Origin of the sequence: Mammaliicoccus sp. JADD-157, from assembly GCF_049310805.1 — a bacterium.
In the GTDB taxonomy this organism is placed as follows: domain Bacteria; phylum Bacillota; class Bacilli; order Staphylococcales; family Staphylococcaceae; genus Mammaliicoccus; species Mammaliicoccus lentus.
The window spans coordinates 985,611-1,004,450 of sequence record NZ_JBMOVZ010000001.1 but is presented as its reverse complement, the minus strand read 5'-3'; the positions used below and the strand labels follow the sequence as shown (position 1 = coordinate 1,004,450).

Genomic DNA, 18,840 nt, shown 5'->3' with positions numbered 1-18,840 from the left:
CCTCAATTTATCTGAATTGTATCACAATTATTATAAATCTTAAAATAATTTACTATAACATTACTTTAAATGAATCTAAGTGTTTCAATGCACGATTTGCTAGCTTTTCATAACGTTCTTTTTTATCTTTTATACGTTTTTCTAATGTAGGTAAGAGACCAAAGTTAGCATTCATCGGTTGGAAGTTTTTATTATTATTTGCATGTGTAATATAGTAAGCCATACTACCGATAATTGTTTCTCTTGGGAATACTATTGGTTCCAAATTCGATACTAATTTACTCGCATTAATACCTGCAATTAAACCACTCGCTGCACTTTCTACGTATCCTTCAACTCCAGTCATTTGACCAGCAAAGAATAAGTCATTACGTGATTTCAATTGGTAAGTTTCTTTTAACGCGTTCGGCGAATTAATGAAAGTATTTCTATGCATAACGCCATAACGTACAATATCAACATTTTCTAATCCAGGAATCAATGAAATCACTTCTTTTTGAGCGCCCCATTTTAAATGTGTTTGAAAACCTACAATATTATATAGCGTGCCTGCTGCATCATCTTGTCGTAATTGAACCACTGCATATGGACGTTTCCCCGTCTTAGGATCTTCTAAACCTACTGGCTTCATTGGCCCAAATAAAAGAGTTTTCTTACCTCTTTCAGCCATGACTTCAAAAGGCATACACCCTTCAAAATAAATTTCTTTCTCAAATTCCTTTAAAGGTACTACTTCTGCTTGAATAAGCGCTTCATAAAATCTATCAAATTCTTCCTCTGTCATTGGACAATTTAAATATGCCGCGTCACCTTTATCATAGCGCGATTTCAAATAAACTTTATCCATATCAATTGAATCTTTCTCAATGATTGGTGCAGCTGCATCGTAGAAATATAATTGTTCTTCCCCAGTAATATTGATAATTTCTTGTGTCAAACTTTGTGTTGTAAGGGGTCCAGTTGCTATAATTGTTGGCCCATCAGGTATTTTTGTAATCTCTTCATTCATTACAGTTATGTTAGGATGATTTCTTAAAGTATCAGTAATATACCCCGCAAAATCATGTCTATCTACAGCCAATGCTCCTCCCGCAGGAACACGTGCATTATCAGCAGCTCTTATAATAAGTGAATCGAGTTGTCTCATTTCTTCCTTTAGAACACCAACAGCATTTGTAAGTTGATTACCTCTCAAAGAATTAGAACAAACTAATTCAGCAAATTTATCAGTATGATGAGCTGGCGTATTTTTGACTGGCCTCATTTCATATAAGTTAACATTTATCCCTTTTTTGGCGATTTGATAAGCCGCTTCCGACCCAGCTAGACCAGCGCCAATAACATTTATTGAAGTCATATTAAATGCCTCCTGTTTCCACATTTTTATATTCCATATTGAATTGTATAACAAATCTGAATTTAATCAAATAATAAACTAAAGCAAATTTTTAAAAATTAGTGACAATTTACTATTTCTACCAATAAACAAAAAACAAGTGCAAAAAATTATCTATACCGATAACTTTTTGCACTTCACACATTATTTCTGTTCTTGTTCTTTATAATCACAATTTGGACAAATAACTTGTGCAGATTTTCCTTTTTTACGTTCAACTAAAACTGTATCACATTTTGGACATGAACGATCTAATGGTCTATCCCATGATGTATAATCACATTCAGGATATCTTGAGCAACCGAAGAAAATACGATTTTTCTTAGACTTACGCTCTACCACTTCGCCTTCTTTACACTTCGGACATTTAACACCAATCGTTTTAATAATTGCTTTTGTATTTCTACACTCAGGGAAATTAGAACAAGCCATAAACTTCCCGTATCTTCCCATTTTATAAACCATAGGTGAACCACATAATTCACAATCTTCTCCTGCAGGCTCATCTTTAATTTCTATTTTTTCCATTTCTTCTTCTGCTCTAGCAACATCAATTTTGAAGTTCTCATAGAACATATCGATAACTTTCTTCCATTCTATTTCGCCTTCAGCGACTTTATCTAATAGTGTTTCCATATTAACTGTAAAGTCTACATCGATAATTTCAGGGAAGTATTCTTTCACTGATTCATGAACAATCTCACCAAGTTCAGTTGGTATAAAACGTTTTTGGTCAAGTTTGACATAATTTCGTTTTTGTATTGTGTCAATTGTTGGAGCATAAGTAGATGGTCTACCAATTTTTAATTCTTCCATTGTTTTTACTAAACGCGCTTCCGTATATCTTGGTGGTGGTTGCGTAAAGTGTTGTTTAGGATCAATTTTCTCAGCAGTAACGATATCTCCTTTTTCTAATGGAGGCAATTTACCATCTTTCTCTTCATCTTGATCATCTTTAGCTTCAACATATACTTTCATGAAACCTTTAAATTTAATCGTTTGACCATTTGCTCTGAATTTCAAATCGCCTTGCGTTATATCTGCAGCTACTGTATCTGCTATTGCAGGAGCCATTTGACTCGCCATAAATCTTTCCCATATCAGCTTGTACAATCTATGTTGATCTCTAGATAAAAATGCCTTCATTTGTTCTGGCGTTCTAGCAACACTTGTAGGTCTTACTGCTTCGTGGGCATCTTGTGCACCTTGTTTACCTTTAGTAGCTTTTGCTTTTGATAAATATTCTTTACCATATTCATTTTCAATAAATGTTGCTGCTTCAGCTTGTGCTGTTTCTGATATACGTGTGGAGTCAGTTCTCATATATGTGATTAACCCGACAGTACCTTGCTTTTTAAGATCTATACCTTCATATAATTGTTGAGCAAGCATCATTGTTTTTCTAGCTTTGAAATTCAATTTACGCGAAGCTTCTTGTTGTAATGAAGAAGTTGTAAATGATTTAGCAGGGTGTCTTAATTTTTCTTTTTTCGTTACTTGTGTAACTTCAAATTTGTCCCCATCTAATTGTGTTGTGATTTTTTTAACGTCACCTTCATTTTTCAACTTAACTGGTTTGCTTTTCTCATGTAAGAATTTAGCAGAAAACGTTTTTGTTTTATGTTTGAATAAACCTTCTATTGTCCAATACTCTTCAGGTTTAAAATTATTAATTTCATTTTCACGATCAATCACAAGTCGTAATGCTACTGATTGTACACGTCCTGCAGATAAACCTTTTTTCACTTTCTTCCATAAAACTGGTGATATATTATAACCCACTAGTCTATCTAATATTCTACGTGCTTGTTGAGCATCAACTAACTCATGTTCGATTTCTCTTGGATGCTTAAAACTTTCTTTTACAGCATCTTTCGTAATTTCATTAAATACTACTCGTGATTTTTTATTTTCATCTATATCTAATATATGTGCTAAATGCCAAGCAATCGCTTCACCTTCTCGGTCAGGGTCACTCGCAAGATAAACGTTTTTAGCTTTTTTTGCATGACGTTTTAAATCTTTAACGACTGGTCCTTTACCTCGAATAGTTATATATCTAGGTTCATAATAATTATCTACATCTACACCCATTTGACTACGAGGCAAATCTCTAACGTGCCCCATAGAAGCGATGACTTTATATTTTTTTCCTAAATATTTTTCAATGGTTTTAGCTTTTGCAGGCGATTCGACAATGACAAGATTTTCTGCCAAAGTAACTCCCCCTTGCTATTCTATTGATTACAAATGTAAATGATAAACTGATAAATTCAGCTTTGTCAATTAAAATATTTTTTCAAACCTTTCAATTTGTTCCATTTTACCTAAAATCTTCAAGTATATCTTCAGGCGTTTGTATAAGTTTAGCACCTTCTTGAATTCGTTTATTTACGCCTTTGCTCAAGTTCTGGAATATAGTACCAGGACAACAATAAACATTACGATTTTGATCTAACGCTTGATCAATTGTAATAAGTGATCCACTTCGTTCATTTGCTTCAGTAACTAAAACGCCTTGAGACAAACCGCTTATAATTCTGTTTCTCTCAGGAAAACGCCATTTCTGTAACTTAACATTAGGATAATATTCACTTATTACTAAATGATGCTTTCTCATAAACAAATTTATATAATCTGTAGATTTTGGATAATGGTAATTCAGTCCAAAAGCTGCAACACCAATCGTGTGACCACCTTGATCTATCGTTTTTAGATGAGCGAAATAATCCGCGCCCATTGCTAAACCAGATACAATCGTGATATTAGCTTTAACTAAACTTGGTATTAATGTATCACAAATCTGTTCAGTATAGGTAGTTGCTTTACGAGAACCAACAATTGCGAGCATTTTTGAATGATTTAATAAATTCATATCACCTTGCCCAAATAACATTAATGGATAATCGTAAATCTGCTTCAGTAAATTAGGATAACCCGACTGGTTAGAAAAGACAAATTTAATATTCTGAGCTTCGATGTTATTTACTAGCTCCTCTATATCACTATCTCGATACCTATTATACATTGCAAACATTTTATTATAATTAAAATTCGATTTGGAAATGAAATTTAAGAACTCATCATGATCATCAATAAAATTTAAACTTGTATCATAACTTAACATTTTATGTAAATGCCTAGTCGTAAAACCAGCGTAAGTTAATTTTAAAACTATTTCTTGATTAAAATTCATAATTATTGCTCCTTCTATAGTGCAGAATATGTGAGGTTGGATTAGTGGATTGTGTAGTGGATATTGATTTGAATTTGAGGTTTATTATTGTTTTGATGGGTTTTGCGTGCGCTAACGGGCTTGTTTTTTCACTCGTGCACGTTATATTTCCTAACGAGCTTGTTATATTTGTCTTGCACGTTAGAGCACTTCTTTCGCTATCTCATTCTCTTTTAATGTATATTTCTTGTATCGTTGCCCTTTAGATTCAAAGTATTTATTACAAACTCTACGAATTGTATGTATATTTTCTGCATCACACCATTCCATTGCTTCGGCTAAAGTAAATCCTTCTTCACCTTTAATAACTGCTAGTTCTCTGATATTAAAATAGTATAATTCATTTCTTTTAAAATCTTTTTCACAACAAATACAAGTAGTCATTTTCTTTCGCTTTTCGACAACCATTGTATTTAGGTTTTTACAGTTAGGGCACTTAATCCCTTTCTTAATTAGGCTGAATTCAGTTTTTTTAATACTTTTAAATTGTTGAGAAAACCTTTTTTGTTTTTGAAGTATTTGATTTAATATCGCTTTATCTTTCGCTACTTGAAATGATTGAAAAAGTTTAGAGAATTTATAGAATTCTGATCTTAATAAGACTTGAGATTTATTTGGAATAGTAGATTGAGCCGTAAATGTGGGATTCGAAAAGATTAAATATTCTTGAATTGGGAGATTAATATTTATTTCATTGCATAGTTTTTGGAGATTATTTTTCGCTATATTGAGCTGCATAAACGGAAGTGGATAAGTGTTATTTGATGAACTTTGCATGTAAGAGTTGAAAAAATGGAAGTCTCCATAATAATGTTTAACTTCTAATATACTTATCTGGTTATTATGGACAATTAAAAAATCGACCTGAAATTTCTTATCGACTGTAAATTCTAGATTATGAGTATAAACGACATAATTAATATTTTTCAATGTTTTATTTACAATTAATTCGCCTTCTAAACCCATTAATTTATTTCGTGTCTCATAATCATTATCATACCTAGATTCTAAAGATTTTAAATATAGTGCTTCTGTATTATTATTCATCGCTCACTCCTTATGTCATTTTTTTTACATTTATTATAATATCTCTTTTTATCGTTGTCTATCTTATCTTTTTACATAAAAAACGCCCTTAAAAATAGATAATTCCTAATTTTTAAGGGTATAGATTAAGATTATGAAATAATATTTAACTTTTTTCTTTAAAAAGAAAACACTAAATAAGCACAGCGAATATTGATTGTTATTCACTGTACTTATTCTATATTATTTTTAAATTATTTGATTGTTAAGCATTTGTCATATAGACCGTCTTCTTTTTTGATACGGTTTATTAATGTTTCTGCAATAACTGATGGTGTATCTGCTGTATCAACACCACATTCATTAAGTGTTTTGATTTTTTCTGATGCAGTACCTTTACCACCTGAAATGATTGCACCAGCGTGTCCCATACGTTTACCTGGAGGGGCTGTTTGTCCTCCGATAAAGCCAACTACTGGTTTGTTCATATTAGCTTTAATCCATTCAGCCGCTTCTTCTTCCGCTGTTCCACCAATTTCACCAATCATTACAACAGCATATGTTTCATCGTCTTCATTGAAAGCTTTCAGCACGTCAATGAAGTCTGTTCCGTTTACTGGGTCTCCGCCAATACCAACTGCTGTTGTTTGACCGATACCAGCTTGTGTTAATTGATGTACTGCTTCGTAAGTTAATGTACCAGAACGTGATACAACACCTACATGGCCTTTTTTATGGATGTAACCAGGCATAATACCTATTTTACATTCGTCAGCAGTGATAACGCCAGGACAGTTTGGTCCTACTAAGCGTGTCTTTTTACCTTCTAAGTAACGTTTAACTTTGATCATATCTATAACTGGAATATGTTCAGTAATACAAATAGCTAAGTCTAATTCTGCGTCTGCACTTTCAATGATTGCATCTGCAGCAAATGGTGCTGGTACATAAATAACTGAAACTGTAGCACCTGTTTCTTCTACCGCTTCTTCTATAGTATTAAATACAGGTACACCTTCAACTACTTGGCCGCCTTTACCAGGTGTAACACCTGCAACGATTTGTGTACCGTAGTCTAACATTTGTTTTGTATGGAAAAGTGCTGTTGCACCAGTAATACCTTGTACTAACACTTTCGTATCTTTATCGATAAATACACTCACGTAACTCTCCGCCTTTCTCTTATCGTTCTTGAACTAATTTAACAATTTTTTGAGCACCGTCAGCCATGATAGATGCAGGTTCGATTGCTAAACCAGATTCTTTTAAGATTTTTTTACCTTGTTCTACATTAGTACCTTCAAGTCTAACTACTAAAGGCATATCTAATGAAACTTCTTTAACAGCAGCTACGATACCTTCTGCAATAACATCACATTTCATAATTCCACCGAAGATATTTACGAAAATACCTTGTACTTTAGAATCTCCTAATATGATTTTAAATGCTTCAGTAACTTTTTCTTTCGTAGCGCCGCCCCCCACGTCAAGGAAGTTAGCCGGATTGCCGCCGAAGTGATTAATTGTATCCATCGTAGCCATAGCTAAACCAGCTCCGTTTACCATACAACCAATATTTCCATCTAATGCAATATATGATAAATCATATTTAGATGCTTCGATTTCTTTTTCTTCTTCTTCTTCTAAGTCACGCATTTCAACGATATCTTTATGTCTGAATAAAGCGTTATCGTCAAAGTTCACTTTTGCATCAAGTGCTAAAACTTCACCGTCACCTGTTGTTACAAGTGGATTGATTTCAACAATTGAACAATCTTTTTCTACAAACACATTATATAAAGACATCATTAATTTTACAGCTTTATTAACTGATTCTTTTGGAATGTTAATATTGAAAGCTATTCTTCTTGCTTGATAAGGCATTAAACCAGTTACTGGATCAATTACTTCTTTGAAGATTTTTTCAGGAGTTGCAGCTGCAACTTCTTCAATTTCAGTTCCGCCTTCTTCAGATGCCATTAATGTAATACGATCAGTTGCTCTGTCGATTACAAAACCGATGTAGTATTCTTTTTGAATATCGCAACCTTCTTCAATTAAAAGTCGTTTTACTTCTTTACCTTCTGGGCCAGTTTGATGTGTTACAAGTACTTTGCCTAATAATTCTTTCGCATATTCGCGAACTTCATCAATAGACTTAGCAATTTTAACCCCACCAGCTTTACCACGCCCACCGGCATGGATTTGCGCTTTCACTACATATACATTTGAATCTAATTCTTTTGCTTTTTCTACTGCTTCAGTAGGTGAAAAAGCCACTGAACCATTAGGTACAGCTACGCCCATAGAGCGAAAAATCTCTTTACCTTGATACTCATGGATATTCATTCTCCATCCTCCTAATACATACATTAATGTTTGCTTACTATTCAATTATAGAAAATGTAAGCGTTATTGTAAACAAGGATGGTCTAATTTCAGGAATTGTTAGAATAATATTTCACTTTTGTCTTTATTGGTTCGAAAGATAACCGATGAATTGGTGTTATTCCATAGTTCTCTACACCTTCTAAATGAGCTTTTGTACCGTAACCTTTATTTTTATCAAATTCATATCCAGGATATTGGCTATTATATTCATTCATTAAACGATCACGATATTCCTTTGCAATTACACTTGCTGCAGCAATAGATACACTATTAGCATCCCCTTTTACTATAGAAGTTTGAGGTATATCAATATCTAATTGCATAGCATCAATTAATAAATGATCTGGTTTCACATTTAATTGTTCAATAGCTCTTAACATCGCAACTTTTGTTGCTTGATAAATATTTAGCTCATCTATTTCTTCTACAGTTGCTATTCCTATGCCAACTGATAAAGCTTGTGCATGAATTTGTTGTTCGAATAATTCACGTTTCATTTGAGATAAAGCTTTAGAATCTGTTATACCGATATAATTGTGCCCTGGTTCCAATATCACTGCACTTGCAACAACTGGTCCAGCTAACGGACCTCGTCCTACCTCATCAATACCACATATTAAAGCATCGCTACTATTCTCTAACAATTTGTTTTCATATTCACTCATTCTTAAATATTGTGTTTCTAATTTTTGTAGCTGTTCTATCTGTTTTTGCTTTTTATTTAAAGCTGCTTGAACACCTTTTCGTAAATCGTCTTTATAAATTGAAGTTTCTACATCTTCAAAGCTTTTATATTCATTGATTTCAATAGATATTTCTTTAATTGTCTTTTGTTTCATAGAGACTATCCTTCATTTCTTCGTATATATCAAAGCAATAATTACCGATTTTAGCATTTCTTAAATCTCTAATTAAAAGTTCTGTAACTGCTTCATAGTCTATTTCATTCCCTCTTTTCAGCATTCCTCTTCTTTTACCAATTTGGTCAAATAATTCTACAACATCGTTTTCTTCTGTTAATTCTATTTGATAAAATTTTTGTAATTTTTCAGGATCGTTTTCAATCAAGAAATTTAATCCATAAATTGCTACTTCATCTAAGTGCACTATGCTATCTTTAATTGCACCAGTAAGACTCAATTTTTTACCAATTACTTGATCTTCAAATCTTGGCCATAATATACCTGGTGTATCTAGCAATTCTAATTCTTTACCGACTTTTATCCATTGTTGCTTTTTTGTAACTCCTGGTGTGTTTCCTGTTTTAGCCATCGTTTTTTTGGCTAATTTATTAATGAGCGTTGATTTTCCTACGTTCGGAATACCAACAATCATCGCTCTGATTGCTCTAGGACGCAACCCTTTCCTACGTTCTCTATCGAATTTATCTTTAGTTGCAGCTTTTGCAGCTTTCATTAATTCATTTAAATGTTTACCGTGTTTTGAATCAATTTGAACAGGAAAGAACCCTTCATTTTTAAAGTATTGTGTCCATTTATCTGTTTCACTTTGTTTAGACATATCTTTTTTATTGAGTATTACAACTCTAGGTTTTTGGTTTATGATTTCATCAATCATTGGATTTCTTGACGAAAGTGGTATTCTAGCATCAACGAGTTCGAATACAACATCTACCATTTTTAATTGTTCAGTTACTTCTCTTCTAGCTTTGGCCATATGACCTGGAAACCATTGTATTGTCATTTATATTATCCTTTCTTATTCTAAACTATAGAAATGTGATATATTTACCATATCTATATAGGAGGTTTGTTATGTTAATTTCAATTGTAGTACCCGTTTTCAATGAGGATACTAATATCTCTATTTTACATGAAAAAGTTGCGAACGTCTTTGTTAATTTACCATATGACTTTGAACTTATTTTTATAAATGATGGTTCTACAGACAATTCATTAAATATGATGAAAACTTTAGCGAATTCTGATTCTAATGTTAAATACATTTCTTTCTCCAAGAACTTCGGTAAAGAGTCAGCAATGTTTTGCGGATTAGAACACGCAAATGGTGATGCAACAATTATTATGGATTCAGATATGCAACATCCTCCTGAATTGATACCTGAATTCATTAAATTATATGAAGAAGGCTATCATCAAGTTGTAGCTTCGAGAAATAGAGAAAATGAATCATTTTTAAAACGTATTCCAGCCAATGCTTTTTATAAACTTTCTAAGTATATTGTTGATGTTAAGTTTAAAAGTGGCGAAGGTGACTTTCGTTTAATTTCTAAAAATGTTTTACAAGCTATTTTAAATTTAACTGAATATAATAGATTTTCAAAAGGGATATTTGAATGGGTAGGCTTTTCTAAAACAACTATTACATTTAATCATAAAGATAGAAATCAAGGGAAATCTAAATTCTCTTTCTTTAAATTATTAGATTATGCAATGGATGGCGTAATTAGTTTTAATAATAAACCTTTAAGGATTTGTTTTTATTTTAGTGGAGTTACAATGGTGGTATGTTTATTGTACATTTTAATCACATTTATAAATATCGTGTTACACGGAATCGAAGAACCTGGTTACTTTACGATTATTTCCGCCATTTTATTCTTAGGTAGTTTACAATTATTCAGCCTTGGTGTTATAGGAGAATATATTGGTAGAATATATTATGAAACTAAAAATCGTCCAAAGTATATAATAGATCAAACGAATATGAAAAATAACAATATAGATGAATGAGTAACAGGTGACCTATATGATAAAACGATTTAAAAAATTCTTACATACTAAACAATCTACAATTAAATTTATTCTTTTGCTTGGGCTATTAGCTATTTTAGGACATGGTTATGTCATATATAGATATTTTAAAGATGGCGTGATTTTCACTGGACCAAATGATGGTATTGAACAAATGTTACCTATACAAATGTTTTTATATGAACATTGGACAAAAGGCTCATTCTTCTACACAACAGATTTAGGTTTAGGTGGAGATATGTTAACTGATTTTGCTTACTATTTCTCTACTAATATCTTATTTATTATAAATGTCATTGTTATCTGGATTAGCTCATTCATATTTAATTTTGATACAGAGCGCATGCTTTTTTGGGCACAAAACGCTATTGTATTATCTATTATAAAATCTTTTTTAATTATGATATCAGTCTACTTTTACACTAAAAAAATCGGTTTAAATCGTTTAAGCTCTGTAGTATCAGCCTTTCTATTTGCTGTGTCACCTATATACTTTAGATTTACAGTATACTGGCCGTTTTTTAGTGATGTTTTTATTTTATTACCCTTACTTTTATTAAGTATAGAACGATTTTTAAAAAATAAAAAAATTGGAATGTTTATCTTAATTGTTGCTTTAACTTTTATTAATAATTTCTATTTTGCTTATTATCAAGTTTTAATAGGATTTTTATATTTTATTTATCGATTTACTTTTAAACATAAAGACGATGAAGTACTTAAATGGCAACAGTTCAAAGTATTTTTCGTCGCAAGTTTACTAGGTTTTGGCTGTAGTATTATGATATTTTTCCATTCAGCAAGAGGCTTTATAGGCAATAATAGAGCGACTTATCAAGGTGAAATACCTTTATTATCTGACTTCACAAAACACGACAATATTTTTTACGATAACTATTTAATTGTCGTATTATTTTTAACTATTCAAGCTTTGTTAACTTTTAAACTTTATAAAAATTATTTCTATCGGATGTTTAGTATATTTACAATTTTATTCATTATTGCTAGCTTTATACCTTTTATAGATAGTGTATTTAACGGATTCTCAGCTCCTCAGAAAAGATGGCATTATTTACTTACTTTCTTCTCTAGTGGGCTTATAGCACAATATATATATTATTTTAAATCCTTATCCTTAAAAACATATATATTCACCTGTATTCCGAGCTTCATTGTTATATTATCTAGCTATTTGATCACTAAAGATTATGTTATTTGGATTTGGATGTTACCAGTATTATTTATTATTGGATTATTTGTGTTAATCATGAAATCGTACAAAACTTTAATAATGATTATTTATGTTTTTGGCGTTCTATTATTATCATTTTTAGTATCCAAAGAACATAGTAAAAACCAAATCTATCATGAAGACCATGAAAGAAGAGCAAATACATTCTTTATTCAAGCGAGTACTTTTGATAGTGGATTACAACGTGCTCATATAGATGACATCAAGCAAAATACACAAAGTGATGAAAGAATTGCTTGGCGCGTTTTAGAACAAGACAATACACCTATGTACCAACAATTTAAAGGTATGAGTTTATATTCAAGTATTTTTGATGGTCAATTATATGATTATTTATTTTCTAAAGCTAAAATTAATTTGAAAAATGAATCTTTAAGCCGTTATAGTAATATGCAAAATAGATCTAATTTATATAGTTTATGGTCAACTAAATACCTTATGAAGAAAAGTTATGAAAAAGAATCACCTGCTAACTCTAAAGTTGTAAGTGATGACGGTAAATATCAAATATTAAAAAACAAAGAAATGTTACCTGCTGTTAAAGTTACTAATAAGTATTATAATCAAAAACAACTTAAAACACCCTTAGATGAAGAACATGCGATGATAAATGGCGTTATTACTGATAGTCATAGTAGTGATTATTCACAAATTAAAAATGCACCTAATTTATTAAATCAAACGAATATTACAGAGCGAAATTCAAAATATAAAAACAATATTTTATCTGTTCCTAAAAATGGTGATGGTTTAACAATTACACTTCCTAAAGAGATTGCTAAAAAATATAAAGATATGTATTTAATGCTACATCTTGAGAGAAAACCACCACAATCTAACTTCTCTATTCAAATCAATGATTATTCTAATAATCGCTTGTTTGAGGATTCAAAGTATAGAATGTTACAAGATGATTTATTATATAGGGTACCTGTTACTAGTGATGGTAAAATATTTATTGCTTTAACGAACGGAACATATAATCTAAAATTACAAGGATTGTATGGAGAAGATTACAAAACTTTAAAATCCGCAAACAAAAAGAAAAATTATTCTTATAAAGAAGAAAATGGCGCTATTGATATTGATTTAAATAATCACAGTGGTGGCATGGCAGTCATTAATATCCCTTATAGAAATGGTATGACTGCTACTGTAGATAATAAAGAAGTTCAAGTCGAGAAAGTGAATCATATTATGACTGGTGTAAACGTGTCTAAAAATAGTAAACATATTAAAATACAATATAAACCACCTTTCTTTAAAACTATGATTTTCGTATCCATTATTTCGATAATATTATCATGTTTATATACAAGAAAAGTGAATAAAAGTTAGTATCAAAAGCATACATATACAATTTAAAACTTGTTCATATGTATGCTTTTTCAAACTATAAAAGTTTGATGATACCATTATATGGGAATAATAAACTAATTATATATCACATAACAAAGAGGGACAAAATGAAAAAAATCATCTATTTAATATTCATTACATTATTTTGCGCGATAATTTTTTATATACCAACTATCTATAAATATATGAATTATGATTATTTATATACAAGTATTGGTGATGGATTAAAACAAATGATACCTTTTCAAATATATCTCATACAACATGCTAAACTATTTACAATGTTTTATGATATTGATTTTGGATTAGGAGGAGACTACTTCTCTGATCTAAGTTATTATTACGCTACCTCACCATTTGCTTGGATAGGAATTGTATTCGTTCTAGCTCATCAATTTTTTTCACAATCACAGGACCTGCTAAATACTGTATTAACCAACCAAATTGTGATTGCTATCTTTAAATGTGCATGTATTATTTTTATTACATACTTATTATTATTAAAATATCATTTAAATAGAGTATTAGCCTTTGCAGGAAGTATTTTATACGCTTGGTCAACTGTGTATTATTACTTTACTTTTACATGGTCGTTTTTCAGTGATGTTATGTTTTATCTTCCTTTAGCATTATTAGGAATTGAACGATTATTTACCCAAAAAAAACCTACAGTACTCATTATAGCTATTGCAATCACAATAACATCTAATTTTTATTTTACTTATTATCAATTTATCATTTTAGCATTCTATGTGTTATATAGAATTATATTTAAATATGAAAAAGACATCGTAAATATAAAGCAAAAATTCATCTATACAATCGTTTCAGTATTTATTGCCTTTTTAATTGGTAATTTTGGATTCGTTCAAGGTGTTTTATCTTACTTAGAAAATGACCGAAGTATCATGAATAATAATGTTGATTTAATAATCCCATTTATAAAACAATATAATGTATTATATGGTGGATTTTATATTACTATTTCTTTCTTATCTGTTACTGCTTTATTTTTACGCCCTTTATATAAAAAGTATTATTTTAAGCTTTTTGCTATAGCTACAATCATATGTCTTATTGGCTCACTATCACCATATTTCGATTCATTTTTTAACGGGTTCTCAATGCCTCAAAGAAGATGGGTTTACGCTCTAGCGTTATCTACTGCTATTTTAACCGCTATGGTAGTACAACACATTAAATTAATAACGATCAAACAGTTTTTATTAGCGTCAATATTACCTATTACCACTATTTTAGTAACAGCTATTTGGCAACAAACATTTTATTATTGGTTAATTTTTGTACCTATTTTATGCATTTTACTATTGTTTAAAATAACTTATAAACACCAATATATTAATATTCTTATTTGTATCGTTTTAATGGCGAGTCAATTTGCTTTAATTTATGACTATCAAAATAAAATACTTTCAAAATATACACCTAAGAAGGATTCCATTAAAGATTCTCATATATATACAGAGAAAACAGCTTCTAAAATTAATCATTTAAAAGAAAATAAAATAGATGATTTAAGAAGAATCGATATGTTGCGCCCAATCACAGTCAATTCACCTATGTACTATAACTTTAATAGCACAAAACTGTATAGCAGTATATACAATGCAGATATATTAAAGTTTTATGAAAAAGATTTATTTGTGAGTATGCCTAAAAATAGCAATAGTTATTATGCTGGTTTTTCAGAAAGAAGTAACTTAAACAGCTTGTTTAACGTCGATTACGTAATCAAGGATAAGAACGACTTACATTACCCTACTAACTCTGAGAGAATTGATTCGTATAAGGATCAAGATAGAACTAATCGCATATATGAAAATACAAAAAAACTACCTAGTGCTCGAGTTGTTAACAAAGTATTTAATGATAAAAATTTAAATACACCACTAGTTAAAGAACATGCTATGTTAAATGGAATGATTGATAATCATAAAGACTCAAAAGAACAAATTAAACAGCCAAAAGATTTAGTTGATTCGTCTAAAATTTCGTATAACAATGCAAAACTAGACAATAAAGAATTAACTGTTACAAAAGATGGAGGTGGTATAACAATTAATCTACCTAAAGACACTTCAGAAAAATATAAAGATTTATATTTTATGATAGATACTGAGATCAAGAAACCAAAAGATAAAAATTATTACATTAAAGTGAATGAACATAAAATTTTCAGGCATAAACTATCATATACTTATGTAAGACCGAGCCATACAACTACAGCAAATATAAGAGCTCAAAATACTGTGCATATCAAACTTAAAAAAGGCACTTATCATTTCGATTTAAAATCAATTCAAGGAGAAGATTATTCAACTTTAAAAAATGCTGTGAAGCAAAGTAAAAATCAAGATATTAAGTTTCACAATAAAAATAATCACTACCAAATTGATATGAAACGACACCCTTCTGGTCATCTCGTCATGCCACTTGTCTATAGAGAAGGATTGAAAGCTACCGTTGATGGGAAACCTGTAGATATAAAGAAAGTAAATTATATTATGTCTAGTATTCCTGTTGAAAAAGGTCAAAAGAAAGTTATCATTACTTATCAACCGCCATTATTTAAAACGAGTATGGTCGCAATGTTTATAGGTGTCATACTATTAATTGTATTTCGTAAAACTATACGTAAAAAAGATTCTAAAATATAAATTTCTTTCTCAAAATAAAACCTCCACAATGTTTGTTAAATCAAATAGTGTGGAGGTTTTCTATTTTTTAAATTTTGAATTTTAATATACATCCTTAAATTACTTAATGCTTTAATAGTTTCAATAATATGATGATGCAGTGTACTTTTGTTGGATTAAGTATGACAATAATCCAAGTAGAACACCTTTTGTTGGATTAACTATGACAATAATCCAAATAGAACCCTTTTGTTGGATTAACTTTGACAATAATCCAAATAGAACACCCTTTATTGGATTAACTTTGACAATAATCCAAATAGAACACCCTTTATTGGATTAACTTTGACAATAATCCAAATAGAGCATCTCTTATTGGATTAAGTTATACTCATGAATTCACTTTTTCTCTGACTCAAAATTAAAAAACAAAACCGGCTAAGACAAAATGTCTCAGCCGGTTTTCTACTTAAAATAAAGGACAAATCCTTATATTTTAATTTATCTAATTTCTTTAATACGAGCAGCTTTACCACGTAAGCTACGTAAGTAGTAAAGTTTCGCACGACGTACTTTACCGCGACGTTTAACTTCGATCTTTTCGATTTTCGGAGTGTGTACTGGGAATGTACGTTCAACTCCAACACCGTAAGATAATTTACGAACTGTAAATGTTTCTGAAATTCCGCCACCACGACGTTTGATTACTACACCTTCGAATACTTGGATACGCTCACGGTTACCCTCAACGATACGTACGTGTACACGTAAAGTGTCACCTGCGCGGAATGTAGGAATATCCGTACGTAATTGGTCTTTAGTTACTGCTTCGATTAACTTATGATTACTCATTTATATTCTCTCCTTCTGACTATGTTCTTGCCCAATAATAAATTTAAAATACATTCAATGCTGACAGCGGATCATAGTGATTTTGTGCTCACACACTTATAATACTATATCATAATGCTTATTTTCATTCAATCTATTTTTTATTGTTGTTTAGAATTTTTTTGTCTTTTTCAGTTAGTGGATATTGCTCTAATAAATCCGGTCTTCTTTCCAAAGTTCTTAATAGAGATTGTTCATGTCTCCACTTGTCGATGTTTGCATGATTTCCTGATAACAATACATCAGGAACTTTCATGCCTTGATAATCAGCCGGTCTTGTATATTGTGGGTGTTCAAGTAAACCAGATGAAAATGAATCATCTTCATGAGATACTTGATTTCCTAAAACTCCTGGTACTAATCTTACAATTGCGTCTGTCATTGTCATGCTCGCTAGCTCTCCGCCAGTCAATACATAGTCACCTATTGATATTTCATCTGTTACACAATGCGTTCTAATTCTTTCATCATATCCTTCATAATGACCGCATATAAACACAATGTGTTCACTTTCAGATAATGATTCAGCTTTTTCTTGTGTAAACGGTTCTCCTTGAGGGCACATTAAAATAACTCTTGTATCTGGTGTTTTATCTAAATCTTCCAAGGCGTTAAAGATTGGTTCTGGTTTCAATACCATACCTTGTCCGCCACCGTATGGATAATCATCTACTTGTGAATGTTTGTTATTTGCGTAATCTCTAAAATTCACTGTATTAAATGACACGATATTTTTATCTTGAGCTCTTTTCATAATAGAATGATTAAGAACACCTTCGTACATTTCAGGGAATAAAGTTAAATAATCAATTTTCATTAGTCTAATAAACCTTCCATCGGTTCTATTCTGATTGATTTATTTTCAATGTCTATATCTTTAACAACATCTTCAATATAAGGAATGAGATACTCTTTCTCTCCTTTAACCACCCATACATCATTTGCACCAGTTTCAAAAATTTCTGCTACTTCTCCAATTGCATCTTTTTCGACGAATACTGTACAACCGATTATATCTGAATAATAATATTCATTTTCATCTAATTCAATTGCATCATTTTCTTGCTCTTGAAAAATTTTAGAGCCTTTTAAGTGCTCAATTTCGTTTATGTTTTGAACACCTTCAAACGTTAATAAATGAAAATTTTTATGCATTCTGTGAGATGCGATTACAAAAGTTTGTTCCTCTTTACTATGTTTAACTGTTACATGTTGACCAGGTTGAAATCTTTCATCAGTAAAATCTGATTCAGACATTACTTTGACTTCACCTTTGATTCCATGCGTATTTACGATTTTCCCAATTTCAACGTTCATCTAGCATTGCCTCCTAACTGTTGTTTCATCAACAATAAAAAAGAGCACCAAAGTAGGCACTCTTAATTAACCTCTACAAACACTTTCTTTCCATACTCGTTCATTGAACCAGACACAATTGTACGAATTGCTTTAATCATTCTGCCCTTCTTACCAATAATTCTGCCAATGTCCTCTTCATGAACGTCTATATTGAACGTAATGCTAGAATCTTGTTCATCTTTAGATATATTGATGTTCTCCGGATAATCTACGAGCGGTACTATAATTGTTTGTATTAATTTTTCCATTATAATCTATTCTTTACTTAGAAAGTTTAGAATTATGGTATTTTTCCATGATACCGTGTGTTGATAAGATATCACGAACTGTATCAGTTGGTTTTGCTCCATCTTTTAACCATTTTAAAGCTAATTCTTCATCAATTTTAACAATTGAATCTGATTTAGCAACTGGATTATAAGTACCGATTGGTTCGATAATACGACCATCACGTGGAGAACGTGCATCTGCTACTACTATACGATAAAATGGGTTTCTTTTTGAACCCTTGCGTGTTAAACGAATTTTAACTGCCATGT

16 protein-coding genes are annotated in these 18,840 nt (G+C 30.9%); 3 read left to right on the top strand and 13 right to left on the bottom strand.

Annotation, left to right across the window (positions count from 1 at the left end; all coding sequences use genetic code 11):
- Positions 1 to 52 precede the first annotated feature (52 nt).
- The 8 genes from trmFO to ylqF form a co-directional block, all read right to left on the bottom strand.
- The gene (gene trmFO / locus ACO6VN_RS05035) at positions 53 to 1,357 is read right to left on the bottom strand and encodes an FADH(2)-oxidizing methylenetetrahydrofolate--tRNA-(uracil(54)-C(5))-methyltransferase TrmFO (protein ID WP_064211586.1); all 1,305 of its coding nucleotides are present in this window, start codon (positions 1,355 to 1,357) and stop codon (positions 53 to 55) included.
- 183 nt (positions 1,358 to 1,540) lie between these two features.
- The gene (gene topA, locus ACO6VN_RS05030; protein WP_016998603.1) at positions 1,541 to 3,613 is read right to left on the bottom strand and encodes a type I DNA topoisomerase; all 2,073 of its coding nucleotides are present in this window, start codon (positions 3,611 to 3,613) and stop codon (positions 1,541 to 1,543) included.
- Positions 3,614 to 3,719: 106 nt separating this feature from the next.
- Entirely contained in the window at positions 3,720 to 4,592 is an 873-nt protein-coding gene (gene dprA / locus ACO6VN_RS05025) for a DNA-processing protein DprA (protein WP_216683846.1), read from the bottom strand.
- Positions 4,593 to 4,772: 180 nt separating this feature from the next.
- On the bottom strand, positions 4,773 to 5,678 hold the full coding sequence (locus tag ACO6VN_RS05020) for a nuclease-related domain-containing protein (protein WP_216683845.1): 906 nt from the start codon (positions 5,676 to 5,678) through the stop codon (positions 4,773 to 4,775).
- A 233-nt stretch (positions 5,679 to 5,911) separates the two neighbouring features.
- Positions 5,912 to 6,820: a succinate--CoA ligase subunit alpha gene (gene sucD, locus ACO6VN_RS05015; RefSeq protein ID WP_017000096.1), complete on the bottom strand. Its 909-nt coding sequence runs from the start codon at positions 6,818 to 6,820 to the stop codon at positions 5,912 to 5,914.
- Positions 6,821 to 6,839: 19 nt separating this feature from the next.
- Entirely contained in the window at positions 6,840 to 8,006 is a 1,167-nt protein-coding gene (gene sucC, locus ACO6VN_RS05010; protein WP_422404298.1) for an ADP-forming succinate--CoA ligase subunit beta, read from the bottom strand.
- An 89-nt stretch (positions 8,007 to 8,095) separates the two neighbouring features.
- The gene (locus ACO6VN_RS05005; protein WP_194200809.1) at positions 8,096 to 8,887 is read right to left on the bottom strand and encodes a ribonuclease HII; all 792 of its coding nucleotides are present in this window, start codon (positions 8,885 to 8,887) and stop codon (positions 8,096 to 8,098) included.
- Complete coding sequence (gene ylqF, locus ACO6VN_RS05000; protein WP_194200810.1) at positions 8,868 to 9,752, bottom strand: ribosome biogenesis GTPase YlqF; 885 nt, start codon at positions 9,750 to 9,752, stop codon at positions 8,868 to 8,870. Before ylqF ends, ACO6VN_RS05005 begins: the two co-directional genes overlap by 20 nt.
- 71 nt (positions 9,753 to 9,823) lie before the next feature.
- On the opposite strand from ylqF, the gene ACO6VN_RS04995 reads away from it, so the two are divergent.
- The 3 genes from ACO6VN_RS04995 (at position 9,824) to ACO6VN_RS04985 (ending at position 16,072) form a co-directional block, all read left to right on the top strand.
- Positions 9,824 to 10,762 carry a glycosyltransferase family 2 protein gene (locus ACO6VN_RS04995; protein ID WP_017000100.1) on the top strand — a complete coding sequence of 313 codons (939 nt, stop codon included), beginning with the start codon at positions 9,824 to 9,826 and terminating at the stop codon, positions 10,760 to 10,762.
- A 16-nt stretch (positions 10,763 to 10,778) separates the two neighbouring features.
- Positions 10,779 to 13,373 (top strand): YfhO family protein, encoded by a 2,595-nt coding sequence (locus ACO6VN_RS04990; protein WP_422404297.1) that lies wholly within the window; start codon positions 10,779 to 10,781, stop codon positions 13,371 to 13,373.
- A gap of 128 nt (positions 13,374 to 13,501) precedes the next feature.
- On the top strand, positions 13,502 to 16,072 hold the full coding sequence (locus tag ACO6VN_RS04985; protein WP_194200812.1) for a YfhO family protein: 2,571 nt from the start codon (positions 13,502 to 13,504) through the stop codon (positions 16,070 to 16,072).
- Between the two features lie 480 nt (positions 16,073 to 16,552).
- Here ACO6VN_RS04985 and rplS read toward each other — a convergent pair whose 3' ends face one another.
- The 5 genes from rplS to rpsP all read right to left on the bottom strand — a co-directional run bounded on the left by rplS (position 16,553) and on the right by rpsP (position 18,838).
- Complete coding sequence (gene rplS / locus ACO6VN_RS04980; RefSeq protein ID WP_017000103.1) at positions 16,553 to 16,903, bottom strand: 50S ribosomal protein L19; 351 nt, start codon at positions 16,901 to 16,903, stop codon at positions 16,553 to 16,555.
- Between the two features lie 133 nt (positions 16,904 to 17,036).
- Positions 17,037 to 17,759 carry a tRNA (guanosine(37)-N1)-methyltransferase TrmD gene (gene trmD / locus ACO6VN_RS04975; RefSeq protein WP_017000104.1) on the bottom strand — a complete coding sequence of 241 codons (723 nt, stop codon included), beginning with the start codon at positions 17,757 to 17,759 and terminating at the stop codon, positions 17,037 to 17,039.
- Positions 17,759 to 18,259, bottom strand: a complete 501-nt coding sequence (gene rimM / locus ACO6VN_RS04970) for a ribosome maturation factor RimM (protein ID WP_017000105.1) — start codon at positions 18,257 to 18,259, stop codon at positions 17,759 to 17,761. The genes trmD and rimM overlap by 1 nt, the downstream gene beginning before the upstream one ends.
- A gap of 62 nt (positions 18,260 to 18,321) precedes the next feature.
- A complete protein-coding gene (locus ACO6VN_RS04965; protein WP_016910740.1) occupies positions 18,322 to 18,549 on the bottom strand; it encodes a KH domain-containing protein in 228 nt (75 codons plus the stop codon).
- A gap of 13 nt (positions 18,550 to 18,562) precedes the next feature.
- Positions 18,563 to 18,838, bottom strand: coding sequence for a 30S ribosomal protein S16 (rpsP, locus tag ACO6VN_RS04960; protein ID WP_017000106.1), 276 nt, complete (start codon positions 18,836 to 18,838; stop codon positions 18,563 to 18,565).
- Between the last annotated feature and the right edge of the window lie 2 nt (positions 18,839 to 18,840).